Origin of the sequence: Nonomuraea glycinis (assembly GCF_014646515.1) — a bacterium.
Lineage (GTDB): Bacteria > Actinomycetota > Actinomycetes > Streptosporangiales > Streptosporangiaceae > Nonomuraea > Nonomuraea glycinis.
The window spans coordinates 139928-162951 of the sequence record NZ_BMNK01000017.1 but is presented as its reverse complement, the minus strand read 5'-3'; the positions used below and the strand labels follow the sequence as shown (position 1 = coordinate 162951).

The window sequence follows — 23024 nt, the reverse complement described above, 5'->3', positions numbered from 1 at the left end:
ACGCCCGAGGGGTCCCGGCCAGGCGGGCCAGGGCCGAGGGGCGCCGGCCAGGCGGCCCCAGGGACGGAGGACGCCGGTCAGGCGGACAGGGACGCCGCGCCACGGCGGCGGCCGAGCACCGCGTCCAGGGCCAGGGCGCCACCGCCGGTGAAGCCGATGGCCAGGCTGGCCGCGGCGAGCGCCAGGACGAACTCGTAGCCGCCCTCGGCCGCGGAGAACCCGGCGGGCAGGTGCGCGAACAGGATCGCGCCCACCATGTCGAGCGCCAGCAGCGTGCCGGCGATCGGCAGCGCGACGCCGAGGATGAGCGCGATCCCGCCGGCCACTTCGAGCACCGCGACCAGCGGGGCGGCCAGGCCGGCGAGCGGGATCCCGATCGATTCGAAGAACTTGGTGGTGCCGGCGATGCCCATGGTGGCGAACTTCTGGTAGCCGTGCACCAGGAAGATCACCCCGATGGCCACTCGCGCCAGCAGCAGCGAGACATTACGTGCCTGGTCATACATTTTGACTCCTCATTGTTTGTTCAGATTTGAACCAGTAGGTTAGCCTGGGGGACAAAACTGAACAACCAGTACTATTGGCCCGTGACAGAGACCCGGTGGCTGGACGCGACCGAGATGGCGGCCTGGCGCGCCTTTGTGTCCACCACACATCTGCTCGAACGGCGCATCGAGGAGCAGCTCAAGTCGGCCGCCGGGCTGACCCATCCACAATACGAGGTCCTGGTGTGGTTGGCGGAGGCACCGGGCCGACAGATGCGCATGTCAGAGCTGGCTCGGGTCGTCGTGGCGTCCAAAAGCGCGCTGACGTACCAGATCACCCAGTTGGAGAAGGCAGGGCTGGTCCAGCGGACCACCTGCCCGTCCGACGAGCGGGGCGTCCTGGCCGTGATCACCGAAGCCGGGCTGGAGTGCCTGCGCCGGGTCGCCCCCGGCCACGTGGACGTGGTGCGCGCCTACCTGATCGACCAGCTCACCCGGGAAGAGCTCGAGTCGATGACCACCGCCATGCGCAAGACGGAGCAGGCACTGCGCCGGTGACCCCTCAGCCGCCGGCGGCGCGGGCCTCGCGCTCCATCTCCACCTTGGCGCTGGCGGCGTACTTGTCGACGTACTCCTGCTCCGACAGCTCCATCAGGGCGTACATGATCTCGTCCGTCACGGCGCGCAGCACCAGCCGGTCCTCCTCCATCCCGTAGTAGCGGGAGAAGTCCAGCGGCTTGCCGAACCTGACGCCGGGCCGGATGCCGCGCTTGGGCAGGTGCTGGCCCGGAGGCATCATCTCGAAGGTGTGGATCATCGCCCACGGGATCACCGGCGCGCGCGACTCCAGCGCCAGCCGGGCGACGCCCGTCTTGCCCTTGTAGAGGCGGCCGTCGGGCGAGCGGGTGCCCTCCGGATAGATGCCGAGCAGGTGGCCCTCGCCCAGCACGCGCAGGCCGGTGCGCAGCGCGGCCTCACTCGCCTTGCCGCCCGAACGGTCGATCGGCACCGTGCCGACCCCGCTGAAGAACAGCCTGCTGAGGTAGCCTTTGATGCCACGGCCGGTGAAGTAGTCGGACTTACCGAGTGAGATGACCTTGCGGCGCAGATTCAGCGGGCCGAAGAAATGGTCGGCGAAAGACAGATGATTTCCGGCCAGGATGGCCGGCCCCTGCTTGGGCACGTTCTCGACGCCTTCGGCCCATGGGCGGAAGACGATGTGGAGGATCGGCCCCAAGATGGCCTTGACCACCCAGTACAACACCTGGCCACCTCTTCCTCATGCTTTGGTCGCAAGCGTAGTCATCATTCCACCTAGACCCCGATGCTCATACACCAGTGCTCGCACAATTGCCCCGGATCGTGCGACGATCGGGCAGTTCAGGGATGAAAATGCGTGGAGGAGCTGTTATGCCGCTCATGCCGGGCGCTGAGCCGTACCACCATCAAGCAGGCGAGGTCGGTGTGCTGCTGTGCCACGGCTTCACCGGCACCCCGCAGTCGCTCCGGCCGTGGGCCGAGCACCTGGCCGGGCACGGGGTGAGCGTGTCGCTGCCCCGCCAGCCCGGACATGGCACCACCTGGCAGGAGATGAACCACACCCGGTGGGAGGACTGGTACGCCGAGGTCGACAAGGCGTTCAAGGACCTCCAGGGCCGCTGCGCGGAGGTGTTCGTGGCGGGGCTGTCCATGGGCGGCTGCCTGGCGCTGCGACTGGCCGAGGTGCACGGCGAGGCGATCAGAGGCGTTATGGTGGTCAATCCCTCGATCACCAACGACGTGCCGCTGCTGCGGCTGGCGCCGGTGCTCAAGTGGTTCATCGCGTCAGTGCCGGGGGTGGCCAACGATGTGAAGAAGCCGGGAGTGACCGAGCTGGCCTATGCCCGCACTCCGGTGAAGGCGGCGGCGTCGCTGCCCGAGCTGTGGTCGCTGGTCCAGGCCGATCTCGGCAAGGTGGTGCAGCCGCTGCTGGTCTTCCACAGCACAGAGGACCACGTGGTGAAACCGAAAAGCGTGGCGATCATTCGCCAGAAGGTGCCTCAGGCCACGATCGAGGAGCTTACCGATAGCTACCATGTTGCGACGCTGGACAACGATGCCGACAGGATCTTTGCCGGGAGCCTCGACTTCATCCGGACACATGCCTCGGTACCCTTGCAGAGGGACTGATCGCGCCCAGGGGGAAGTCGCGATCGCTGCGGAGAGGCCGATCTAGTGACGCCCCAGAGTGACGAGGACGAGGTCTGGCGGCAGATCGTCGCGTCCTTCAACGACACCGCCGAGCGCGACTCGGCCGATCAGCCATGGCCGGACAGCGAGAACGTCCCCGCCGAGCCTCTGCGCCGGGTGGTCAAGCCCCCGGAGGAGTTCGACGAGCCGGCCGGTGAGCGGGACGAGGCCGACCAGGAGTCCGAGGAGGACGACGAGGAGCAGAGCGAGGGGCACTTCGTGCCGCCCGAGCCGCCCCCGCTGCCCAAGCTGGACCTGACGACCAAGCTCGCGTGGGTGGCGCTGTTCGGTGGCCCCGCCTACCTGCTGTTCGCCGCGGTGGCGGACTGGCACATGGAAGGTTGGGTGCTGTTCACCGCCGTGGCCGCGTTCATCGGCGGCTTCGTGGCGCTGGTGGTGCGGATGGGCGACGGCCCACCCGGCAACGACGGCGGCTGGGACGACGGAGCGGTCCTGTAACCGGGACGATGCCATGACGATGACCATGACGATGAAGCGGTTCTGTAGGGCGGGCTAGGACTTCGCGGGCTCGGGGACACCGGGCCCGAAGGATTCCACCACGTCGGTGTAGCGCTCCTTGCCGTCCACGGCGTGCCCGACCGCCCACACCGCCTGCTTGCCCGCCAGATAGGTGACCGCCTGCAGCCTGACGCTGCTCCTGCCCGCCACCTCGCCGCCGCGGATCACCTCGCAGGAGCGCTTCTCGCAGCGCAGCATGAACGCCTTCGCCGCGCGCCCCGGATCGTACCCGGAGATCCAGTAGCGGCCCTTGCCGTCGCCCGTGACGCCGTACAGGCGCACGGACCGGACCGGCAGCGGCAGCTGCCGCCAGCGCTTGCCGTTCCAGGTGAGCGCGAGCGGCTCCACCTGGCCGGGGCCGCGATAGACGCCGCCGACGGCCAGCGCGCGCTTGCCGCTGTCGACCTGGATGTCGCGCAGGTAGCCGCCCGGGATGGACGGCACCGGCATGGACTTCCAGGTGCCGCCGGACTGGTGCATGATCAGCGGCGCGGTGCCAGTGTCGCCGACGGCGAACGCGCCGGCCACCGCGTAGAGCGCGCCCTTCTCCTTGGTGACCTGGAAGGTCCACTCGCCCTCATGCAGGCCGACGATGAGGCCGTTGTCGTCACGGCTGCCGACCGCCACCACGCGCCCGCTCCCGGCGTGCACGCCGCCGAGCCAGTCGCCGCTGCGCAGCCCTTCAGGCCTGACCCGGTCGAAACCGTTCACGTCGCCGCGGACGAGGTAGGGCAGGCCGTCGTGGCCGTCCCCGGCCGCCCAGACCGCGCCGGGCGCGGAGGCGGAGACGGCGCGCAGGTTGCCGGCGCCGGTGGAGTCGCGGATGGCGACCTCGCTCCAGCGCTCGCCGTTCCAGTGGCGGATCGTGCCGCGGTTCTTCCACACGTCCCAGATCTGCTGCTGGCCGACCGCCCACACGTCGCCGGAGGACAGGGCCAGCACGTCGGACAGCGATCCGTCGGCCGTGAGGCGGGCGGTGCTCGACTCCTGCCAGGCGTCGATGGCGGCGGGGCGAGGGTCGGCGTGCGCGGCGGGTGAAGCCGCAGGCAGGGCCACGGACGTCGCCAGGATCAAGGTGAGCGCACGCCGCAGAGTGCGACGGGTCATGAGCAAATGCTATTGGGTGGGCGGCGTCGATTGCCCGTTACGGGACAACTCGCAACTCGGCGAGGACCGGCAGATGGTCGCTCGCCTCGGTCAGGTCGGCGTTCGCGGCGGCCACGCCACCGCAGGAGACGACCCGGAGGTCGCGCGTGGCGAACAGCGCGTCGATGCGATGCCGGGGCCGCCGGGCGGTGAAGGTGAGCCCGTCCCCGCTGGGCGCGGCGGCGTAGCAATCGGTGAGCTGAGCGGCGAGGTAGCGCCAGGTGGGCTGGGGCGGGTGCTCGTTGAAGTCGCCGCCGAGCAGCATCCCGGCGTCGAACCTGGCGGCCGCGCGCCGCATCAGCGCCATCGCCTCGGTGGCGTGCCGGATCCTGGCCGCCTCGCGCAGGTCGAGGTGGAGGGAGCCGACGGCGAGCCGGACCCCCTCGACCGCGACCACGGCGACGGCCAGTGCCCTGGTCTCCAGGCCGGCGATGACGCTGAGCAGGTGGCTCTCGGCGTGCAGCACCCGGACGCGGGGGCCGGTGAGCACGGCCACGCCGCCGCGCCTGCGGCCCGCCGCGACCCGCAGGCCGCACCCGGCCGCCAGGTCCCGGCGCCTGGCCCGCCAGTTGAGCAGCCGGGGCGCCTCCTGAAGGCACACCACGTCGGCGCGCATGGCGGTGATCACCCGCCGCAGGGCCGGGACGCTGTCGCGCAGGCCGCGCACGTTGTAGGTGGCGGCCCTGACGGTCACCGGCGGCTCTCGGCCGGTCAGCGCCTGCGGGCCAGGTCGGCGGCGCCCACCAGACCGGCCGAGGCGCCGAGCTCGGCCAGGCGCACGTCGGCGACCGGCCGGTGCCCCTTGCCGGTCAGCCGCTCCTCGAACGCCTCACGGGTCCGGTCGAAGAACAGGTCGGCGGCTCGGGACACGCCGCCCCCCAGGATGAAGCAGCCCGGGTCGAGCACCGCGGCGAGGTCGGCCATGCCCTGGCCGAGCCAGTCGGCGACACTGGCGAACGCGTCGAGCGAGGCCTTGTCCCCCCGCCGGGCCGCCTCGGTCACCTCCTCGCCCTCGATCGTGCCGCCGGCCAGCCCGAGGAGGATCTCGGCCCGTTCGGGGTGCGCGCTGGCGGTGTCCCTGGCGTCGGCGACCAGCGCGTTGCCGCTGGCGTACTGCTCCCAGCAGCCGTGCCGGCCGCACCCGCACAGGCGCCCGTCCGGCACCACCTGCATGTGGCCCAGCTCGGCGCCCATCCCCCACCGTCCCCGGTAGAGACGGCCGTCGAAGACGATGCCGCCGCCGATGCCGGTGCCGACGGTCAGGCAGATGACGTGGGACTGCCCGCGCCCGGCGCCGAACCTGACCTCGGCCCAGGCCATGGCGTTGGCGTCGTTCTCCACCACGACGGGCAGCCCGACCAGCCCGCTGATCTTCTTCTGCAGCGGCTCCTCGCGCCAGGCGAGGTTGGGGGCGAAACGCACGATCGAGCGGGTCTCGTCGACGAACCCGGCCGCGCCGATGCCGACGGCCTCGATCTGCCGGCCCTGCGAGAGCTCGCGTACGACGTCGGCGACCGTGTCGGCGACCACGTCCGGCCGATCGGCGGCGGTCGGCCTGAGCGTATGGGCGACGATCGTGCCGTCGTCGTCGACCACACCCGCGGCCACCTTCGTGCCGCCGATGTCCACACCGATCGTGAGCATTGCCGATGATCCCCTTTATCCCAGGTCTATGTGTTCCACATTGTCGCGGCCGTCGTCGTCCCGCGGTCCACGGGGGGTGGCAGGCTTGTTCAGCGAGTCCAGAGCCTGCCGGAACGCGGCGAACAGCTCGCCGCCCGCGGCCATGATGTGCCCGGCGACGTCGCCTGCCGCCCCGCCGACCCCGGAGCCCGACCCCGCCGCGGCCGCCTCACGCTGGGCGGCGATGGCCCGGCAGAAGGGGCACGCGCGGCAGATGTACTCGTCCTCCGGCTCGGAGACCGCCTCGCCCCACACGTCCTTCTCCGGGCGGTGGCCGCCCCCGCCCGTGAAGGAGTTGAACACGCTCTTGCCGACCTGGCGGGTGGCGCGCCCCTGGATCGCGTCGAAGAGCTTGCGCGCCTCCTCCGCGACGGTCCCGATGGGATCCCTGTCGTTGTTAGCGGTGTTGTCAGTCATGTGCCCTCCCGGCTCGTGCGCTCACCCTCGTGGCTCACGTCGCGGCCGGTCCCGCATCCGGGTGGCCCGTTACGTTAGCTTCGTCGGGTTTCGCCTCCGAGGTGAACCGTACCCGGAGGACGCCGTCGCGGAGCACCGCGCCACTGATCTTCCGGCGGGCCAGCGACGAGGGCAGCGCCAGGATCCGCCGGTAGGGGCCGGCCGTGATGATCAGCTCGTCGCCCTTGCGGGCCAGATCGACCTCGCCCCGCTCGGCGCCGGGCAGGGCGAGGGTCAGCTCGTCGGCGGCCAGCCGCAGCGGCGGCGCGGCCGTGGGTGCGGCGAACGGGTCGGCCTCGCCGTAGAGCGCCGCGCCGACCTCGGCCAGCGCGTCCTTGCCGACCGGCTCGGCCGGCAGGTAGGGGACGACGTGGATGGGCAGCGGCGCGAACGACTCCTCCGCCTCGGCCAGCAGCCTGGACTGGGCCGCCACCCACTGGGCACGCCACTCGTCGGCGCCACCGGCGGGGAAGACCCGGTTGGCGATGACCGCGTCGACGCGGTAGCCGTACAGGTTGAGTGAGGTGAGGGTGCGCCGGGCCTCGGCGAGCACCACGGACTCGGGGGTGAGCACCAGGCGCACGGAGGCCTGGTCGCCGGTGAGGAGCTCGCGCACCTCGAGCAGGCCGCGGTGCAGGCGCTCGCCCGCGCCCATGACCTCCTCCCCCGGCGTGCTGACGCGGGCCACGCCGCGCACGAACGGGGAGACCAGCCGCATCAGCTTGCGGCCGACGGGCATCAGCCTGGTCATGTGCCACTCGAGCGCCTCGGGCAGGGCGAGCAGCCGCAGCGTCTCGGCGGTGGGGGCGCAGTCGACGACGATGACGTCCCAGCGGCCCTCGCGGGCGTGCTCGCGCAGCTCCAGCAGCGCGATGATCTCCTCGGCGCCGGGCAGGACGGTGATCTCCTCGGAGGTGATCTCGTCCAGGCCCAGCTCGACCAGGAGGTTGGTGGCGTAGTCCTGCAGCTCGCCCCAGTGGCGCTCCATCGTCGCCTGGGTGTCGACCTGGTGCAGGTGCAGGCCGGGCGCGATCTCCTGATCAGCACTGTCCGGCCGCACGCCGAGCGCGTCGGCCAGCGAGTGGGCGGTGTCGGTGGAGACGACCAGCGTCTTGAGCCCGCGCCTGGCGGCGAGGGTGGCGGTGGCCGCGGCGGCGGTCGTCTTGCCGACGCCGCCCTTGCCCGTGAAGAGCAGGACCCGGGGGCTCACCGCTCAGCGGCCTTCGACGCGCTTCTTGAGACCCTTGAGGGCGGTGTCCACGATCACCTTCTCCGCCTTGCGCTTGATCATCCCGATCATGGGGACGGCGAGGTCGACCGCGAGCTCGTACGTCACCTCGATCCCTCTGCCCGCGTCGCCGAGCAGATAACTCCCGTCGAGCCGCGAGACCATTTTGCCGGGCTCGGCCACCCGCCAGCTCACGCTCCGGTCGTCCTGCCAGGTGTAGGCGAGGGTGTAGGTGTCGCTGATCACGCCGGCGTCGAGGACGAACCGGACCGTCTCCGGCCTGCCGTCGGCGCCCGTGGTGAGCACCTCGGTGCTCTTCACCTGCCCGGCCCACTCGGGGTAGGCCGCCAGGTCGGCGATGACCGCCATCACGGCGGCGCGGCCGGCGTCGATGGTGATGCTCGAAGTGGTGCGATCAGCCATGCGACCACCGTAGTGCAGAATCGGGTGATCGCGGTGGCTCACCATTCGAGGACATACGGAACGCCTTTTCCCCGGAAATGGCCGACGTTCACACATTCGGTGCGGCCGATGCGGGTGCGCCGGTAGAGCGGCTGGTGCACATGCCCGAACAGGGCATAGCGCGGCTGCGTGCGCCTGATCGCCTCCAGGGTCGCCTCGCTGCCCCGCTCGAAGCGCCTGGCGACCACGTCGTAGAGCAGCTCGGGCACCGCGGGCGGGATGTGGCAGCACAGCACGTCCACCTCGCCGACGGCCGCCACCTTGGCGGCGTACTCCTCGTCGCTGATCTCGTACGGTGTGCGGTAGTCGGTCTTGAGGCCGCCGCCCACGAAGCCGAAGCGCAGGCCGCCGATCTCCACGGTCTCGCCGTCGAGCACCCGCTGGCCCGGCCGCAGGTAGTCGCCCCACAGGCGCGGGATGTCCACGTTGCCGTAGGTGAGGTAGGAAGGCACCGGCATGGCGGCGAACAGCTCGCGGTACTGGGCGCGCACGTTGCGCTCGATGTGCTCGCGCGGGTCGCCGTCCAGGCTCGCCCACAGCCCGGCGGCCATGGCCCTGGCCTCGTCGAACCGCTTGGCGGTGCGTAGCGCGATGAACCGGCCGGCCTGCTCGGCGCCGAACAGGTCGGCGAAGATGCCCTGCGCGTGGTCGGCGTAGTCGATGAACAGGATCAGGTCGCCGAGACAGATCAGGGCGTCGGCGCCGTCACCCGCCCGGGCCAGCGCGTCGGCCCTGCCGTGCACGTCGCTGACCACGTGGAGCCTCATGCCGGGCATCCTACGAGCATGCTGCTAGCGTGTTGCACGTCCTACATAACGCCTGGATGACAGGGGCTACCCGCGCGTAACTTATCGCGGTAACGTCCAGGCTGTCATCCGTGGCGTGCACCCGGAGGAGTGTGGATACGTGCGCGAGTACACCGTTCCCGTGCTGGTGGATGTTCCCGCCTCAGCCTGTCTGACCGACACCGTCTTCGAACGGGGTGAGCAGGAACCCGGCCGGGTCATCATGCGCCGCAAGGTCGGTGACGGCTGGCCCGTCGTCACCGCGGGCGAGTTCCGTGACCAGGTGGTCGCGCTCGCCCGGGGGCTGGTCTCGGCCGGGATCGAGCACGGTGACCGGGTGGCGCTGGTGTCGCGCACCCGCTACGAGTGGACCCTCATCGACTACGCGATCTGGACGATCGGCGCGGTGACCGTGCCGATCTACGAGACGTCCTCGGTCGAGCAGGTCAGGTGGATCCTGTCCGACAGCGAGGCCAAGGCCGCCTTCGTCGAGCTGGACGCGCACGAGGAGGCGGTGCGCGAGGCGGCGCCCGCCCTGAAGAACGTCTGGCGGGTCGACGCCGTCCTCGACGGCTCCGGCGCCGAGGACGCCGAGGTGCTCGAGCGCAGGGCCCGGGTGAGCGCCGCCGACCTGGCGACGGTCGTCTACACCTCCGGCACCACCGGCAGGCCCAAGGGCTGCCTGATCAGCCACGACAACCTGCTGTTCACGGCGCGCAACGTGGCGTCGGGGCCGCTGGAGCCGTTGTTCTTCGGCAAGGAGCCGTCCGGGCTGCTGTTCCTGCCGCTGGCGCACATCTTCGCGCGCATGATCCAGGTGGTGCTCATCGAGGCGGGCGCGGTCATCGCGCACACCCCGAACATGAAGAACGTCGCCCCCGACCTGCAGAGCTTCAAGCCCACGTTCCTGCTGGGCGTGCCCCGCGTCTTCGAGAAGGTCTACAACGGCGCCGAGCAGAAGGCCGTCGCGGGCGGCAAGGGCAAGATCTTCGCCGCCGCCGTGGAGGCGGCCGTCGCCTGGAGCAAGGCCGAGAGCGCCGGTGGGGCGGGCGTCGGACTCCGGCTGCGGCACGCCCTGTTCGACAGGCTCGTGTACGGCAAACTCCGCGCGGCGACGGGCGGCAGGCTGTCGGCGGCGGTGTCCGGCGGATCCGCGCTGGGCGAGCGGCTGGGCCACTTCTTCAAGGGCGTCGGCATCGAGGTCTTCGAGGGCTACGGCCTGACCGAGACCTCCGCCCCCTGCTCGGTCAACATGCCGGGCGGCAACAAGATCGGCACCGTGGGCAAGCCCCTGCCGGGCGTCACCCTGCGCATCGCCGACGACGGCGAGGTGCTGGCCAAGGGGCGCAACGTGTTCGGCGGCTACTGGCGCAACGACGTGGCCACGGCCGAGGTGATCGACGCCGACGGCTGGTTCCACACGGGCGACGTGGGCGAGCTCGACGCCGACGGCTACCTGCGCATCACCGGCCGTAAGAAGGAGATCCTGGTGACGGCCGCGGGCAAGAACGTCGCGCCCGCCCCGCTGGAGGACGCCCTGCGGGCGCATCCGCTGATCTCCCAGGCCATGGTCGTGGGTGACGGGCGGCCGTTCGTGGCGGCCCTGATCACGCTGGACCCCGAGGCGCTGGAGCAGTGGGCGCCGGCCAACGGGCTGTCCGCCGCCGCGCCGGCCGAGCTGAGCGCCGACGCGCGGATCCGGGCGCAGGTGCAGGGGGCGGTCGACCGGGCCAACAGCATGGTGTCCAAGCCCGAGCAGATCAAGAAGTTCACGGTGCTCGCCGCCGACATCACCGAGGAGAGCGGCCACCTGACGCCGACGCTCAAGGTCAAGCGCAACCTCATCGCCAAGGACTTCGCCGCCGACATCGAGGCGCTCTACACGGGAGACCAGCACTAGACAGGCGCCCTACACCGGCGGCCAGCGCCAGAAAACGCGCTCCACACCGGCGACCGGCGCTAGAGCAGGGCTCGGAAGCGGGCGGCCGCCTGGTCCCAGGACCACTGTGCGGCGATCCAGTCGCGGCCGGCCGCGCCGAGCTTGCGCGCCTGGTCGGGGTTGGCCAGCAGCTCGATCAGCGCCGCGGCGATCTCCTCGACGCTGTCGCCGTCGACGACGAGGCCGGTCTCGCGGTGCCGTACCGCCTCGGGCGCGCCGCCGGAGTCGCCCGCCACGACCGGCAGCCCGGTCGCGGACGCCTCCAGGAAGACGATGCCGAGCCCTTCCACGTCCACGCCGCCCCATCGGGTCCGGCACGGCATGGCGAAGACGTCGGCGGCGGCGTAGTAGCCGGGCAGGTCGGCGGCGGGGACGGTGCCGGTGAACACGATCGACGGGCGGCCCGCGGCGAGCTTGACCAGCTCGCGCCGGTACGGCCCGCCGCCCACCAGCAGCAGCACCGCGTCGGGCACCGCCCGCAGCACCTCGGGCCAGGCCCTGATGAGCTGGTCCTGCCCTTTGCGCGGCACCAGCCTGGACACGCACGCCACCACCGGCCGTCCGCCGAGCCCCGCCAGCTCGCGCGGCACCGTCCTGGCCGCCGGAGGGCGGAACAGGTCGGTGTCCACACCTGGCGCGAGCCGTACCAGCTTGTCCTCCGGGACCACGGCGGCCAGCCGGGCGCGGGTGTACTCGCCCAGGTAGGTGACCACGTCGGCGTGCTCGCCGATCCTGCGCAGCACCGAGCGGAAGACCGGCGCGCTCGCCCACGACGCCTCGTGGCCGTGGGTGAGCATCACCACCCGCCGCGCGCCCGCCGCGCGCAGGCGCGGGGCGAGCAGGCCGAGCGGCGCCGCCGCCCCGAGCACGACCGTGCCGGCGCCGTGCTCGGCGACCAGCCGGGCGGCCCGGCGGGCGACGGCGGGCGTGGGCAGCATGAGCCGGCCCGGGTGACGCACGATCCGGTACGGCTGCCGCCGGTCGAACTCGGCGCACCCGGGCCAGGCCGGGGCGTAGACGGCCACGTCCGGCGTGCGCAGGGCGAGGCCGTGCACGAACGACTGGATGCCGCCGGGCCGGGGCGGGAAGTCGTTCGTGACGAAGACCACCTTGGTCACGGGCCGGGGACGCCGTTCAGCGCTGCCCAGGAACGCGCCAGGGCGATTCGCTGAGGAGTCGTTGGATGAGACGCATAGAGCACATATTCCACCGCATCCGGTGACAAGTCGGAAATATTGGTGCTTGCCAGGCGTTTCTGCATCGCGACGAACGTGACCGGGTCTCTCGTCAGGTCCAGGGCATGGACGTCGGCCCTGGCCTCGATGGCGCGGCTGAGCACGTTCTGCAGGGGTCCGGACAGGAACGTGGCCAGGGTCATCAACCCGATGAGCACGCCGACCGCGCGGGGATCGGTGATCGAGGCGATGCCCGTACGCCTGCGCAGGAGCGGGAAGCCGAGAAACAGCAGAATCGCGCCGAGCGCGGCCGCCATGGCGCCGACGAGCGTGCCGTAGAGCACGTCGCGGTTCTTCGCGTGGCCCAGCTCGTGCGCCACGACCAGCTCCACCTCGGGCTGCGGCGCCTTCAGCAGGGTGTCGTAGACCACGATCCGGCGGGTGGCGCCGAAGCCGGAGACGTAGGCGTTGAGCGCGGTCGTACGGCGGGAGGCGTCGGCCACCAGAACGTCCTCCACCGGGACGCCGTCGCGGTCGGCCATCGCCATCAGGTTGGTGCGCAGCGGTCCCGCGGGCATGGCGTGGAAGTCGTTGAACACCGGCTCGAACACCACGGGGTAGACGAAGGAGGCGCCCACGGTCAGCGCGAACGCGCCCACCGCGGCGGGAATCCACCAGCGCCTGATCCTGCGCGCCAGGGCCACGATCGCCAGGACCATGACGGCCAGCAGGGCCGCGTTGATGCCGATGCCCTTGAGCCGGTCTCCGGTCCACCCCACCCAGTCCTGGGTGGACAGCCCGTAGTCGCGCAGCACCGTCTCGAACCAGATGCCGAGCGGCCAGCGCAGCGCCTCCTCGATCGCGGTGATGGCGAACACGCCCAGCAGGACCCGCACCCACCACGGGCCGCGCACCCACCCCAGCAGCTTCGCGCCGAGCGGGGTGGCGACGAGCAGCCCCGCGAACACCAGGCCGATCCCGAGCGACAGGTAGCTGGGCAGGCTGGTGGCCGCGTCGAACGCCTGCGACCTGGCCACCTGGGCCGCGGTGAAGTCCCTGGCCGGATCGGGTGTGACGGCGGGGGCGGCCGCGGGCAGCGCCCGCCACGGCGTGGTGAACGCCACCACGCCCACCAGCACGGCGCCCAGCACCGCGAGCGCCGCCCCGGCCTGCCGCCGCAGCGACGCGGCCCGCCGCTCGTCCCCCGCTCCCGTCACGCCTCTCCCCTGCCCCCCTGGGGCCCGTCCAGAGCCCGTGCCGGGTGGTACGGCTCGGTCGGCGGGTTCGGTGCTCTCGCCGGCCTCTACGGCCACCTCACCCGCCTTGGTGACGCCGGCGTCATCGTCCGCCGTGTCGTTGCTGTTCTGGTCGTCCATGCGCGTCCGTTCATCGAGTTTCTCTCTGGACCTCCGCCCCGCATCAAGAGGAAAGCAGACGAACATCAACTCCTCACGCCAACTGGTCCAGCATGTACGCGCGCCACCGCTCCGTCAGCGTGCCGGTCGAGAGCCCCAGCGCGGCGAGCGCCCGGTCGGCGCCGCCCTCCTGGGCTTCACGGTAGAGCCTCACCAGGGTCCTCTCACCCCGGTGCCCGGCGAGGAAGCGACACGCCAGCCACGCCTCCTGGTACGCCCGCGCGAGCCTTGCGCCGTCCCCCTGGAGGGCGAAGTCCGCCGGACCCGGCAGGCGGCGTGGCACGCGTCCCGCGCGCACCTCGGCGGCGAGTTCGGCGGCGGCCACCCGCAGGGGCAGCCCGGCGTCCCGGTAGGCCACGTAGTCGGCGAAGCCCTCATGCAGCCAGATCGGCAGCCCGCCGGTGCCCGCCGCGACGTGGGTCAGCTCGTGCGTCAGCACCACGTCCCTGCCGGTCGGCGTGAGCCGGGCGAAGAACTCGGGCACCACGATCACCCGGCCGCCGTCCGCCACGGCGGCCAGCCCGTCGACCGACGCCACCCCGGCGAGCCCGGCCGCCTCGGGGGTGGAGGCGGGCACCAGGACCACCGGCCGCACCCGGCCGCCCAGCACGGCCGCCACCCGCCGGCCTGCCACGTCGGCCCGGCGCGCCAGGTCGCCGAGAAGCTCGGCGGGCGCGTGGTGCCCGACGACGAAAGAGCTCTCCCCTCGTACGACCATCGCCTCGTCGCCCCACAGGGCGTGGAGCCCGGCGACGTCCGGCAGGACCGGAGCGGCGGCCGTGGCGGTCCCGGCGAGCAGCAGGGCCGCCAGCACCGCTCGACGGTTCACGCGCACGGACACGCTGCCCGATGCTAGCCGCCCCAGCCGGCGGGCGGGTCAGCGGCCGCGAGCCGACCCCGAGACAGCCCTCAGACGGCCCTCGAGACGGCCCTCGAGACAGCCCTCAGACAGCCCTCGAGACGGCCGAAGGCCCCGTCCCAGGCAGGGACGGGGCCTTCGGACCGGGGTCACAACCCGGGACGTACGGCACCCACGAATGACGACTTGCGCCATCTGGAGAGCTTCTCGATGCGCACCCGTTCGCCTGTCCGCGGCGAATGGATCATCTTGCCGTCGCCGACGTACATGCCGACGTGGCCGAGCCCGCTGAAGAACATCAGGTCCCCCTTCCGCAGATTCTTGAAGGAGACCTTCTTCCTGATGCGCGCGAACTGGCTGTACGTGACGCGCGGGATCTTCACTCCGGCCTTCTTCCAGGCGAACTGGACGAGACCCGAGCAGTCGAACGAACCAGGCCCGGTGCCGCCGTAACGGTACGGGTCACCGATCTGTTTCTTGGCCACCGCGACCGCCTTACCGGCCATCACCTGTTGCTGAGCGGCTTTCGCCTGCTTCGCGGACTTGGCGGACCTGGCCGCCTTCGTCACGGAGAGGCCGGCGAGTTCGCTCGTCGTCGCCGCCTGCGCCGTCGTGGCAGGGAGGACCACACCTCCGGCTGTCACGGTCATGGTCAGCACCACGCCACCAAGGGCGATACGGGACAGGCGGGGGTTGTGCGAAGAGGTAGACAGGATTTCTCCTTGGAGCTTCCACGAACGCCTACCGGGTTAGCTGACGGATTCGGGCCTGGAAGTCGCCCTACGGCGCGGGTCGCGCCGATTCACCCCTGATCCGGAAAACGCGGATCGCTGGGTCCCCGGCTCCGTGCCTCCTGGCTGCACGGACTCGGCAGGTCACCGCCTTCGATGCGATTCAAGGGATGCGGCGATGACCGGCTGGAATGTTTATCGGTCCACATCGGAGAGGTCCCGATGGCGGTTCGCGGCGTCATGGCTTGGCGCCGCGAGGCCAGAAGCTACGCCCGGAGGTCCAGGTCTGGCAAAGCCTGAGCAAGGGAGTCAAGATCAGCTAAAGACTGAGTCAAGTCCTTCGGCCCTGCTGGAATACGGGGGTTCGTTATTGAAAAGTGACCATTGTCACAGTTGACGAAACCGTGATTTGTCAGGACCCATCCGTACCTCCAGTCACAGGCGTCACATCCAGCGACACCCGGACAACACGAAAACCGGGCCCCGGAAACGTCCCAGGACCCGGTTCGAAGGGTGCGATCTACGGGCGGCGGGCGCCCGCGAAACTGCGGCCGTACGCGGAAAGGGGGACCACCTTGACCACATCACCGGTCTGCGGGGCGTGAACCATCTGGCCGTTGCCCGCGTAGATACCCACATGACCCAATCCCTGGGCGAACAGGAGGTCACCGGGCTCCAGGGCATTCATGTCCACCGGACGGCCGGACGCCCACTGCTGCCAGGTGGTACGGGGCAGCTCGACACCGGCCGCGCGCCAGGCGGCCTGCGTGAGGCCGGAGCAGTCGTACCCACCCGGTCCCGTGCCGCCGAAGACGTACGGCTTGCCGATCTGGGCGTAGGCGAAGGACAGCGCCGACGCGGCGTTACCCGAGGCGGGACCGGTGTACTTGAGGCCGGTGCTGTTCGGGTTGCCGGCGCGGTAGGCGCCGAGCCTGTCGAGGAGCTTCTTCTGCTCGGCGATGAGCCCGAGGATCTCCTTGCGGTCCTTGTTGACCGCGTCGCGCTCCTTGTCGGCGTCGCCGAGGGCGTCCTGGGCACCGTCCCGCTCGGTCTTCAGGCCGCGGTTCTCCCTGTCGAAGGCGGCGAGCCTGTCGGCTCGCTCTTGGGAGAGTTGCCTGGTCAGCGACATGCTGTACAGCATGTCACCGGGCTCGTCGATGGTGATCATCGTGGGCAGCGCGGCGAAGTCGCCGCCCATCTTGTAGCTGTCGACGGCCATCGAGACGACCTGCTCGCGCAGATCGGCGACGGTGGCCAGCTTGCGCCGGTAGCTCTCGTTGAGCTTGGCGTAGCGGCCCTTGGCCGTCTTGTACTTCTCGGTCGCCGTGTTGTAACGGTCGACGACCTTGTCGGCCTTGTCGTTCAGCTTCTTCAGCTTCGCCTTGGCCTGGCTGACCGTGGGCTTGGGATCGGCCAGTGCGCCTCCCATCGGGATCAGCAGCAGCCCGATCGCAAGACCCGTGGCCAGGGGTATCCGGCCCAACCTCACAGCGTCGCCTCCCAGGGGATATACCTGGGGCGAAATATACAGAAATGACAGGGCAAGTCTCACCTAAACGTCATATTGTAATAAATTAGGCGCGACCCAGCCGGCGCAGCAGCAGACCGGACGGAACGGGCCTGGCTCCCATCCGCCGCACCGACTCGGCCACCTCGCGGTCGGAGGAGACCACGGCGATCGCCCGGCCCGGTGGCTCGGCACGTACGAGCTGGCGGATCAGGTCGTCGGCGATCTCGCCCGGCGCGCTGAACAGCACCCGCACACCGCGCGGCGCGACCACCTGGACGGGCGAGTTGAGCTCGGCGCCGTCGAACACGGCGGTCACCTCGACCCGGGTCTGGGCGACAAGCCCGCCGAGGCCGGTCATCAGCCGGTTGCGCTGGTCGGCGAGGGTGAGGGTGCCGTAGCCGGACTTGGTCACGTTGTAGCCGTCGATGATCAGATGCACCTGCGGCAGCGCGAGGAGCTGGTCGAGCAGCTGAGGGTCGTCGTCGGCCAGGGCGCGGGCGGGAACCCCGCGCACCCCCGGGCGCTCGCCGGTGGCCGCGGCGACCGAGTCGGCGGGCTTGCTGATCGTCGTGGGCAGGGCCAGCTCTCTGCGCAGTCCCGCCGAGGCGTCCTGCAGCGCGTCGAGCAGCACTCTGACGCGGGCGTCCTCGATGCTCCGGCCCTCGCGGGCGGCCCTGCGCGAGGCTTCGAGCTGCTTCTCGACGTCGGCCAGGCGCTCGCGCAGCCGCCGCAGCTCGGACTCGCCCGCGGTGCCCGCGGCCGAGGCGGCGACCTTGGCGTCCTCGGCGGCGTGCGTCATCTCCTCGGCGCGGCGCACCGCGGCCTTGGTGCGCTCGCGCGCCTCGTGCAGCTTGCGGCGCAGGTCGGAGTTCTCCGCCCGGGCGGCCTTGAGCTGCTCCCGCAGCCGCTCGGCCTCCTCCTTGGCGGTGGTCTTCAGGGCGGCGAGCTGCTCGCGCAGCCGGGAGACGACCTCCTCGCGCTCGGAGCCCTCGGCCGCGGCCACCGACCGCTCCAGATCCGCCCTGGCCGACTCCACCATCTCCGCCCAGCCGGGCGGCCTGGTGAGGTAGGCCGCCGCAGCGACGAGCACGGGATCGGCCGCGGGCGGCACGTTGCCCTCGGCCAGTGAGGTGATGAGCTCCGGCCAACCGGCCGCCACCGACTCGGCGACCGCCTCGCGGAACTCCTTGTCGTTCTCCAGCTGGGCGGCGATGGGCGCGCTGCCCAGCCTGGCGCGCTTACGCGGGTCGAACTTGGCGATGCCGCGCAGCGGCGGCGGGATGGCGGCACCGGGCATCGAGCCGAGAACCTGAGCCGCCAGGTCCACGACATTCAGCCGAACCTGCTCGGGAAGCGGGCGAGACAGGCCTTCACCCGCTGAACTCATCCCACTGTCCCTTCATGACATGCTCTTTCAGACAAGGGTACGGCTGTCGGCTACCTGTCCGTAACGGCCACCCATAGCTGGACAAGCGCTTGGTTGGCGTTGTACGACTGTGCGAGGACCCCTGCTCGCCCAGGAGGTGCGCCATGTCCGAGCCCGTCCGAACCTCCACCCGTCACCTGCCCGAACTCCGCGACCGGCTGGCCACCTGGCTGAGCGGACGCCTCGGGACCCCGGTGGCCGTCAGCGAGGTGTCCCGCCCCTCGGCCAACGGCATGTCGAGCGAGACCGTGTTCTTCACCGCCTCCTGGGAGGGGACCCGCGAGCGGTGCGTGGCGAGGCTCGCACCTGCGCCGGAGGCCGTTCCGATCTTCCCCGTGTACGACCTCCGCACGCAGTACGACCTGATGCGGCTGGCCAGGCGAAAAGCTGGGATCCCAGCCCCCAGGCCGCTCTGGTTCGAGGCCGACCCCGGCCCGCTCGGCACGCCGTTCTTCGTGATGGCCCGCGAGGACGGCGAGGTGCCCCCGGATGTCATGCCCTACACCTTCGGCGGCTGGCTGTGCGAGGCGGCGCCCGCCGACCGGCGCAGGCTGCAGGACGCCACCGTGGGCATCCTGGCCGCGCTGCACGACGCCCGGTTCACCCACCAGGAGGTGCCCGGACTCGGCGCGGGCGGCCTGCGCGAGCACCTGCGGGCCCAGCGCGCCTACTATCGGTGGGCGCACGGCGAGCGGCCCGTCCCACTGCTGGAGCGGGCCTTCGACTGGCTGGAGGCACACTGGCCCGACGACCCCGGCGCCGACGTGCTGTGCTGGGGCGACGCGCGCATCGGGAACGTGATGTACCGCGACTTCACGCCGGTGGCCGTGTTCGACTGGGAGATGGCGGCGATCGGGCCACGGGAGCTCGACCTGGCCTGGATGATCTTCTTGCACCGGTTCTTCCAGGATCTGACCGTGGACATGGGCCTGCCCGGCCTGCCGGACTTCATGCGCCCCGAGGACGTCTGCCGCACCTACCGCGAGCTGACCGGCCACGAGCCGCGCGACCTGCGCTTCCACGAGATGTACGCGGCCCTGCGGCACGGGATCGTCATGGCCAGGGTGTGGCTGCGCAGGATCCACTTCGGCGAGCTGGCCATGCCGGACGACCCCGACGACCTCGTCGTCCACCGGGCCACCCTCGAACGGCTGCTCACGGGCTAGCGTCGTAGACCAGCAGCGCGATCTGCACCCGGTTGTTCAGCCCCAGCTTGGTGAGGATGCGCGAGACGTGCGCCTTGACCGTGGGCACGCTCATGAACAGCTCACGCCCGATCTCGGCGTTGGACCTGCCCAGGCCGACCGCCCCCGCCACCTCGCGCTCACGCTCGCTGAGCCGGTCGAGCAGGGCGCGGGCACGCTCGGTGCGGTGTCCGGCGCCGTCGGTGGACACGTGCGAGATGAGCTGGCGGGTCACCACCGGCGACAGGATCGGCTCGCCCGCCGCCACCTTCCTGATCGCGGTCACCAGGTCGGCCGGCGGGATGTCCTTGAGCAGGAACCCGGCCGCGCCCGCGCGCAGCGCGCGCAGCACCTGCGCGTCGGCGTGGAAGGTGGTCAGCACCAGCACCTCGGGCGGCGCCTTGGTGCCGCGCAGCGCCTCGGTCGCGGCGAGCCCGTCGACGTCCGGCATGCGGATGTCCATCAGCACCACGTCGGGCCGGTGCTCGGCGACCATCGGCGGCACCCGTGACCCGTCATCCGCCTCCCCCACGATCGCGATGTCGTCCTGCCCGCCCAGGATCATGGACAGCCCCGCCCTGACGAGCGCGTCGTCGTCGACGATCAGGACGCGGATCGGCGCGGTCATGCATCCTCCCGGGGGTGGTCGGCCGGCCAGGGCAGCCAGGCCCGTACGAGAAAATCGCCGTCGGGGGTGGCACCGTGCTCCAGCCGCCCGCCCGCCAACTCGGCCCGCTCGGTCAGCCCGATGAGCCCGGCCCCGGCCCCGGGGATGCGCGAGCCGGACCCCGGGATACGCGGACCGGACCCGGGGGTTCGCGGACCGGACCTGGGGATGTGCGGTCCGGACCTGGGGATGTGCGGTCCGGACCCGGACCCGGGGACGCGCGGGCCGGATCGCGGCCACAGGGTGTTGCGGACCTCGGCCGACAGCCCTTCTCCCGGTGCCCCGGCCACCGCCACGGTGGCGGGGGCGCCGCCCGCGTGCTTGCGCGCGTTGGTCAGCGCCTCCTGCACGATGCGGTAGAGGGTGCGGCCCAGACTCTCCGGCGTGTCCCGGACCGCCAGGTCGAGCCGGACGTCCATGCCAGCCTGCTCGCACTCCGCCACCAGCGCGGGCAGGTCGGCCAGGGTGGGCTGCGGCCGGTCGGGCACCGGCTCGTCGCCGGGCGAGTCGGGGTGGCGCAGCACGCCGATCACCTCGCGCAGGTCCTGCAGCGCGAGGTGGGCGCTGCTCCTGATCGCCCCGGCGGCCCTGGCGATCTCCTCGGCCGGCGCGTCGGGCCTGAACTCCAGCGCGCCCGCGTGCAGGCTCAACATGGACAGGCGGTGCGCCAGCACGTCGTGCATCTCCCTGGCGATCCGCTCGCGCTCCAGCCGCTTCGCCTGCTCGGCGGCGATCCCGGCCCGCTGCCTGAGCGTCCAGACGAGCTGCCGCCTGGCCCGCACCACCACCCCCCAGGCGAAGGTCGTCAGCATGATGGCCAGGCTGAAGACGAGCGTGCCGAACGGGCCGAGCTCGGGGTCCGGCCTGAAGAAGACGTACGGCAGCAGGGTGACCAGGCCGAGCAGGGCGATGGGGCCGGAGACTTTGAACGGCCGGTGCACCGCCACCGTGAACAGCCCGACGACGGCGGCCCCGCCGGTCAGCTCCAGATAGGACGACAGGATGGTGGTCACCAGGGCCAGCCCGACGGGCCACCGGCGGCGCAGCCACACCGACAGGCACGCCAGGACGCCGGCCACCTGCTCCAGCGCGATCACCGGCTCCGGCTGGCCCTTCAGCTCCGGGACGGTCACCAGCGCGAGCCCGCAGGCCAGCAGGAACATCACGACGTCGACGACCCAGTCACGGGTCGAGCGCCGCACCGGCCGCCCGTCCCCGCCGTCGCCCAGCAGCATGGACGGCAGCGCCCACCGGTATTCGTGCGACTCCATCACGTTCACCGAGGCTATGCCGTACGAGGGGCACGGCGACAGCGACCAAAGTCGATACCGTCCCGGACCTCGACCCGACGCGACCGGCGAGCCGATCAGCCGGGCGGGCCGAACAGCCGGCCGAGATGATCAGCCAGCCGGGCTGATCGGCCGGGCGGGCTGATCGGCCGGGCGCGGCAGTGAGCCGCGCGTATCCCCCTCGGTGCGCCCAGGCCCCTGTACTGGGCGAACCAGACCACGCGGCTCACGTACCGCTTCCCTTAAATAACCGTATTTGTCCGACTTGCAGGGTGGTTGCACGTTCTTTAACAGCAGGGAGTCAAGCTCGCCACGTCAGCTTCCGATCGGCTTGTCGGCCAGCGCCGGCAGGAACGCTCGCGCCACGGTCAGCGCACCCGCGCGAGCCTGCTTCTCGGCCAGCAGCACCGCGTTGGGCGAGTTGGCCGGCTCGTCCTTGGGCCGCTCGGCGCCGGCGTAGTCGGCCTCCACCACCACGGCGCCCTGCAGCACGATCACCGAGCCGCTGCCCGCCGACACCTCGCCCCGCCTGGTCTTGACGTACTTGCCGTAAGCCTGCTGACCCAGACCTTCGAGGTCGATCACCTTGCCGATTTCCAAGCCGCCGAGCGACGACCGGGCGATGTTCCGGTCGCTGCCGCGCCGGCTCGAGTAGAACGACTTGGCGGCGGTCGCGTCGGCGACGCCGGCCCGGTTGGCGAAGGAGTGCACGGTGATCAGCACGCTGCGGATCCTGGTCGCCTGGCCCACGGGGATCTCCCGGTTGAGCCAGCGGCACTCGGTCTGCGTGTCGTTGCCCGCCTCCATCCGGCGTGTCCTGGTGGTCGGGCCGGGCACGAGCCCGGTGGCCACCCCGGCGACGGCCTGACAGGCGGGCGGGACGGCGGCCAGCTCTGTCGGCGAGGGCGTGGGGGCCGCGCTCGGCGTGGCGGTGGCCGCCTTGTGCGGCTGCGCGAGCACGTCCGGGTGCTCGGCCTTCCAAGCGGCCACGCCCTTGGCGATGTGCGTGATCACCTTGGTGGCCTCGCGGATCGCGTTGGCCTCGGTGACCGACTGGATGGTCTCGTTGCTGAGGATCTGGGCGTCCTTGCGCTGCTGGCTCGCTTGGTACCTGACCTCGATGGTCAGGTCCTGGACGCGGGCCCGAGCGGTGCCGAAGGAGTACCACAGCGTGGTGCCGGAGCGGCGCCAGGTGTACTGGGCGTAGGCCGCGTCGCCGACGCCGGGCACCTCCTTCACCGCGGAGACGTAGTCCTTCTCGCCCTTCTTCGCCGTGGGCTTGGCGGTCTCGCCGAACTTGGCGCCGCCGTAGTCGATGTCATAGGAGTTCTGGGCCATGGCCCGGCCGGTCTTCGCGCCGTTGCCCCGATGCTGGGCCACCTTCACGTCGATCTCGCGGCTGCGCCAGAACTCGCCGAAGGAGATGCGGCGGTTCGTCCAGTTGCAGGAGAAGTTGACCGTGTACTCGGCGTCTCTGGAGTCCTTGGCCACCGTCGCCTCGGGCACCAGCCGCTCGGCCTCCAGCTTCGGCAGCATGGTGCACACGTCCGGGCCGGTCACCGCGGCCGCCTTCACGGACTTCGACGGCGACGGCGGCGCCTGCGTCCCCCCGCCGAGCGGGGTGCCGAACGTGCGCTGCACCTGGCCGTACAGCAGGTAGGCGCCGGCGCTGCCGGCGATGAGCACCACGACGCAGACGGCGACCACCGGCAGGATCCACGGGCGCCGGGCCGGCGGCCGGCCGGGGGGCGGCTGCCAGGGCGGCGGCGGGGGCGGTCCGGGAAACCGGGGAGGCATGGTCGGTGGCTCGAACGGCCCGCCACTCGGCACCTGACG

23 protein-coding genes and 1 riboswitch are annotated in these 23024 nt (G+C 71.4%); of the genes, 5 read left to right on the top strand and 18 right to left on the bottom strand.

Annotation, left to right across the window (positions count from 1 at the left end; all coding sequences use genetic code 11):
* Positions 1–77 precede the first annotated feature (77 nt).
* Positions 78–506: a DoxX family protein gene (locus IEY87_RS36110; protein ID WP_189143323.1), complete on the bottom strand. Its 429-nt coding sequence runs from the start codon at positions 504–506 to the stop codon at positions 78–80.
* An 81-nt stretch (positions 507–587) separates the two neighbouring features.
* Between IEY87_RS36110 and IEY87_RS36105 the strand changes: the two genes are divergently transcribed.
* Positions 588–1043 (top strand): MarR family winged helix-turn-helix transcriptional regulator, encoded by a 456-nt coding sequence (locus tag IEY87_RS36105; RefSeq protein WP_189143322.1) that lies wholly within the window; start codon positions 588–590, stop codon positions 1041–1043.
* A gap of 4 nt (positions 1044–1047) precedes the next feature.
* On the opposite strand, the gene IEY87_RS36100 is transcribed toward IEY87_RS36105, so the two are convergent.
* On the bottom strand, positions 1048–1749 hold the full coding sequence (locus IEY87_RS36100; protein WP_189143321.1) for a lysophospholipid acyltransferase family protein: 702 nt from the start codon (positions 1747–1749) through the stop codon (positions 1048–1050).
* 146 nt (positions 1750–1895) lie between these two features.
* On the opposite strand from IEY87_RS36100, the gene IEY87_RS36095 reads away from it, so the two are divergent.
* Complete coding sequence (locus IEY87_RS36095) at positions 1896–2654, top strand: alpha/beta hydrolase (protein ID WP_189143320.1); 759 nt, start codon at positions 1896–1898, stop codon at positions 2652–2654.
* Positions 2655–2699: 45 nt separating this feature from the next.
* On the top strand, positions 2700–3173 hold the full coding sequence (locus tag IEY87_RS36090; protein ID WP_189143319.1) for a hypothetical protein: 474 nt from the start codon (positions 2700–2702) through the stop codon (positions 3171–3173).
* A 54-nt stretch (positions 3174–3227) separates the two neighbouring features.
* On the opposite strand, the gene IEY87_RS36085 is transcribed toward IEY87_RS36090, so the two are convergent.
* From IEY87_RS36085 to IEY87_RS36055, 7 genes are read right to left on the bottom strand one after another with little or no spacing between them, the layout of a single operon-like run.
* The gene (locus tag IEY87_RS36085; protein WP_225277965.1) at positions 3228–4340 is read right to left on the bottom strand and encodes a hypothetical protein; all 1113 of its coding nucleotides are present in this window, start codon (positions 4338–4340) and stop codon (positions 3228–3230) included.
* Between the two features lie 37 nt (positions 4341–4377).
* Entirely contained in the window at positions 4378–5073 is a 696-nt protein-coding gene (locus IEY87_RS36080; protein WP_189143318.1) for an endonuclease/exonuclease/phosphatase family protein, read from the bottom strand.
* 17 nt (positions 5074–5090) lie between these two features.
* Positions 5091–6023, bottom strand: coding sequence for an ROK family glucokinase (locus tag IEY87_RS36075; protein WP_189143317.1), 933 nt, complete (start codon positions 6021–6023; stop codon positions 5091–5093).
* Between the two features lie 15 nt (positions 6024–6038).
* Positions 6039–6479, bottom strand: coding sequence for a hypothetical protein (locus IEY87_RS36070; protein WP_189143316.1), 441 nt, complete (start codon positions 6477–6479; stop codon positions 6039–6041).
* Between the two features lie 34 nt (positions 6480–6513).
* Entirely contained in the window at positions 6514–7728 is a 1215-nt protein-coding gene (locus IEY87_RS36065) for an ArsA family ATPase (protein ID WP_189143315.1), read from the bottom strand.
* Positions 7729–7731: 3 nt separating this feature from the next.
* Positions 7732–8169 carry an SRPBCC family protein gene (locus IEY87_RS36060; protein ID WP_189143314.1) on the bottom strand — a complete coding sequence of 146 codons (438 nt, stop codon included), beginning with the start codon at positions 8167–8169 and terminating at the stop codon, positions 7732–7734.
* A gap of 38 nt (positions 8170–8207) precedes the next feature.
* Positions 8208–8975 (bottom strand): metallophosphoesterase family protein, encoded by a 768-nt coding sequence (locus IEY87_RS36055; RefSeq protein WP_189143313.1) that lies wholly within the window; start codon positions 8973–8975, stop codon positions 8208–8210.
* A gap of 139 nt (positions 8976–9114) precedes the next feature.
* On the opposite strand from IEY87_RS36055, the gene IEY87_RS36050 reads away from it, so the two are divergent.
* Positions 9115–10893, top strand: a complete 1779-nt coding sequence (locus tag IEY87_RS36050) for an AMP-dependent synthetase/ligase (protein WP_189143312.1) — start codon at positions 9115–9117, stop codon at positions 10891–10893.
* A 59-nt stretch (positions 10894–10952) separates the two neighbouring features.
* Here IEY87_RS36050 and IEY87_RS36045 read toward each other — a convergent pair whose 3' ends face one another.
* The 6 genes from IEY87_RS36045 to IEY87_RS36020 all read right to left on the bottom strand — a co-directional run bounded on the left by IEY87_RS36045 (position 10953) and on the right by IEY87_RS36020 (position 17949).
* On the bottom strand, positions 10953–12050 hold the full coding sequence (locus IEY87_RS36045; protein WP_189143311.1) for a glycosyltransferase family 4 protein: 1098 nt from the start codon (positions 12048–12050) through the stop codon (positions 10953–10955).
* The gene (locus IEY87_RS36040) at positions 12047–13483 is read right to left on the bottom strand and encodes a M48 family metallopeptidase (protein WP_189143310.1); all 1437 of its coding nucleotides are present in this window, start codon (positions 13481–13483) and stop codon (positions 12047–12049) included. The genes IEY87_RS36045 and IEY87_RS36040 overlap by 4 nt, the downstream gene beginning before the upstream one ends.
* 73 nt (positions 13484–13556) lie before the next feature.
* Positions 13557–14363 carry a gluzincin family metallopeptidase gene (locus IEY87_RS36035; RefSeq protein WP_189143309.1) on the bottom strand — a complete coding sequence of 269 codons (807 nt, stop codon included), beginning with the start codon at positions 14361–14363 and terminating at the stop codon, positions 13557–13559.
* Between the two features lie 167 nt (positions 14364–14530).
* Complete coding sequence (locus tag IEY87_RS36030; RefSeq protein WP_225277966.1) at positions 14531–15031, bottom strand: C40 family peptidase; 501 nt, start codon at positions 15029–15031, stop codon at positions 14531–14533.
* A 73-nt stretch (positions 15032–15104) separates the two neighbouring features.
* Positions 15105–15264, bottom strand: a riboswitch (cyclic di-AMP (ydaO/yuaA leader).
* 368 nt (positions 15265–15632) lie between these two features.
* A complete protein-coding gene (locus IEY87_RS36025; RefSeq protein ID WP_372462281.1) occupies positions 15633–16601 on the bottom strand; it encodes a C40 family peptidase in 969 nt (322 codons plus the stop codon).
* 85 nt (positions 16602–16686) lie between these two features.
* Positions 16687–17949: an NYN domain-containing protein gene (locus IEY87_RS36020; protein WP_225277968.1), complete on the bottom strand. Its 1263-nt coding sequence runs from the start codon at positions 17947–17949 to the stop codon at positions 16687–16689.
* Positions 17950–18152: 203 nt separating this feature from the next.
* On the opposite strand from IEY87_RS36020, the gene IEY87_RS36015 reads away from it, so the two are divergent.
* Positions 18153–19214, top strand: coding sequence for a phosphotransferase family protein (locus tag IEY87_RS36015; protein WP_189143306.1), 1062 nt, complete (start codon positions 18153–18155; stop codon positions 19212–19214).
* On the opposite strand, the gene IEY87_RS36010 is transcribed toward IEY87_RS36015, so the two are convergent.
* The 3 genes from IEY87_RS36010 to IEY87_RS36000 form a co-directional block, all read right to left on the bottom strand.
* Complete coding sequence (locus tag IEY87_RS36010; RefSeq protein WP_189143305.1) at positions 19204–19860, bottom strand: response regulator transcription factor; 657 nt, start codon at positions 19858–19860, stop codon at positions 19204–19206. The two genes, IEY87_RS36015 and IEY87_RS36010, sit on opposite strands and share 11 nt — an antisense overlap.
* The gene (locus tag IEY87_RS36005; protein WP_189143393.1) at positions 19857–21170 is read right to left on the bottom strand and encodes a sensor histidine kinase; all 1314 of its coding nucleotides are present in this window, start codon (positions 21168–21170) and stop codon (positions 19857–19859) included. The genes IEY87_RS36010 and IEY87_RS36005 overlap by 4 nt, the downstream gene beginning before the upstream one ends.
* A 333-nt stretch (positions 21171–21503) precedes the next feature.
* Entirely contained in the window at positions 21504–22985 is a 1482-nt protein-coding gene (locus tag IEY87_RS36000; protein ID WP_189143304.1) for a hypothetical protein, read from the bottom strand.
* Positions 22986–23024 lie beyond the last annotated feature (39 nt).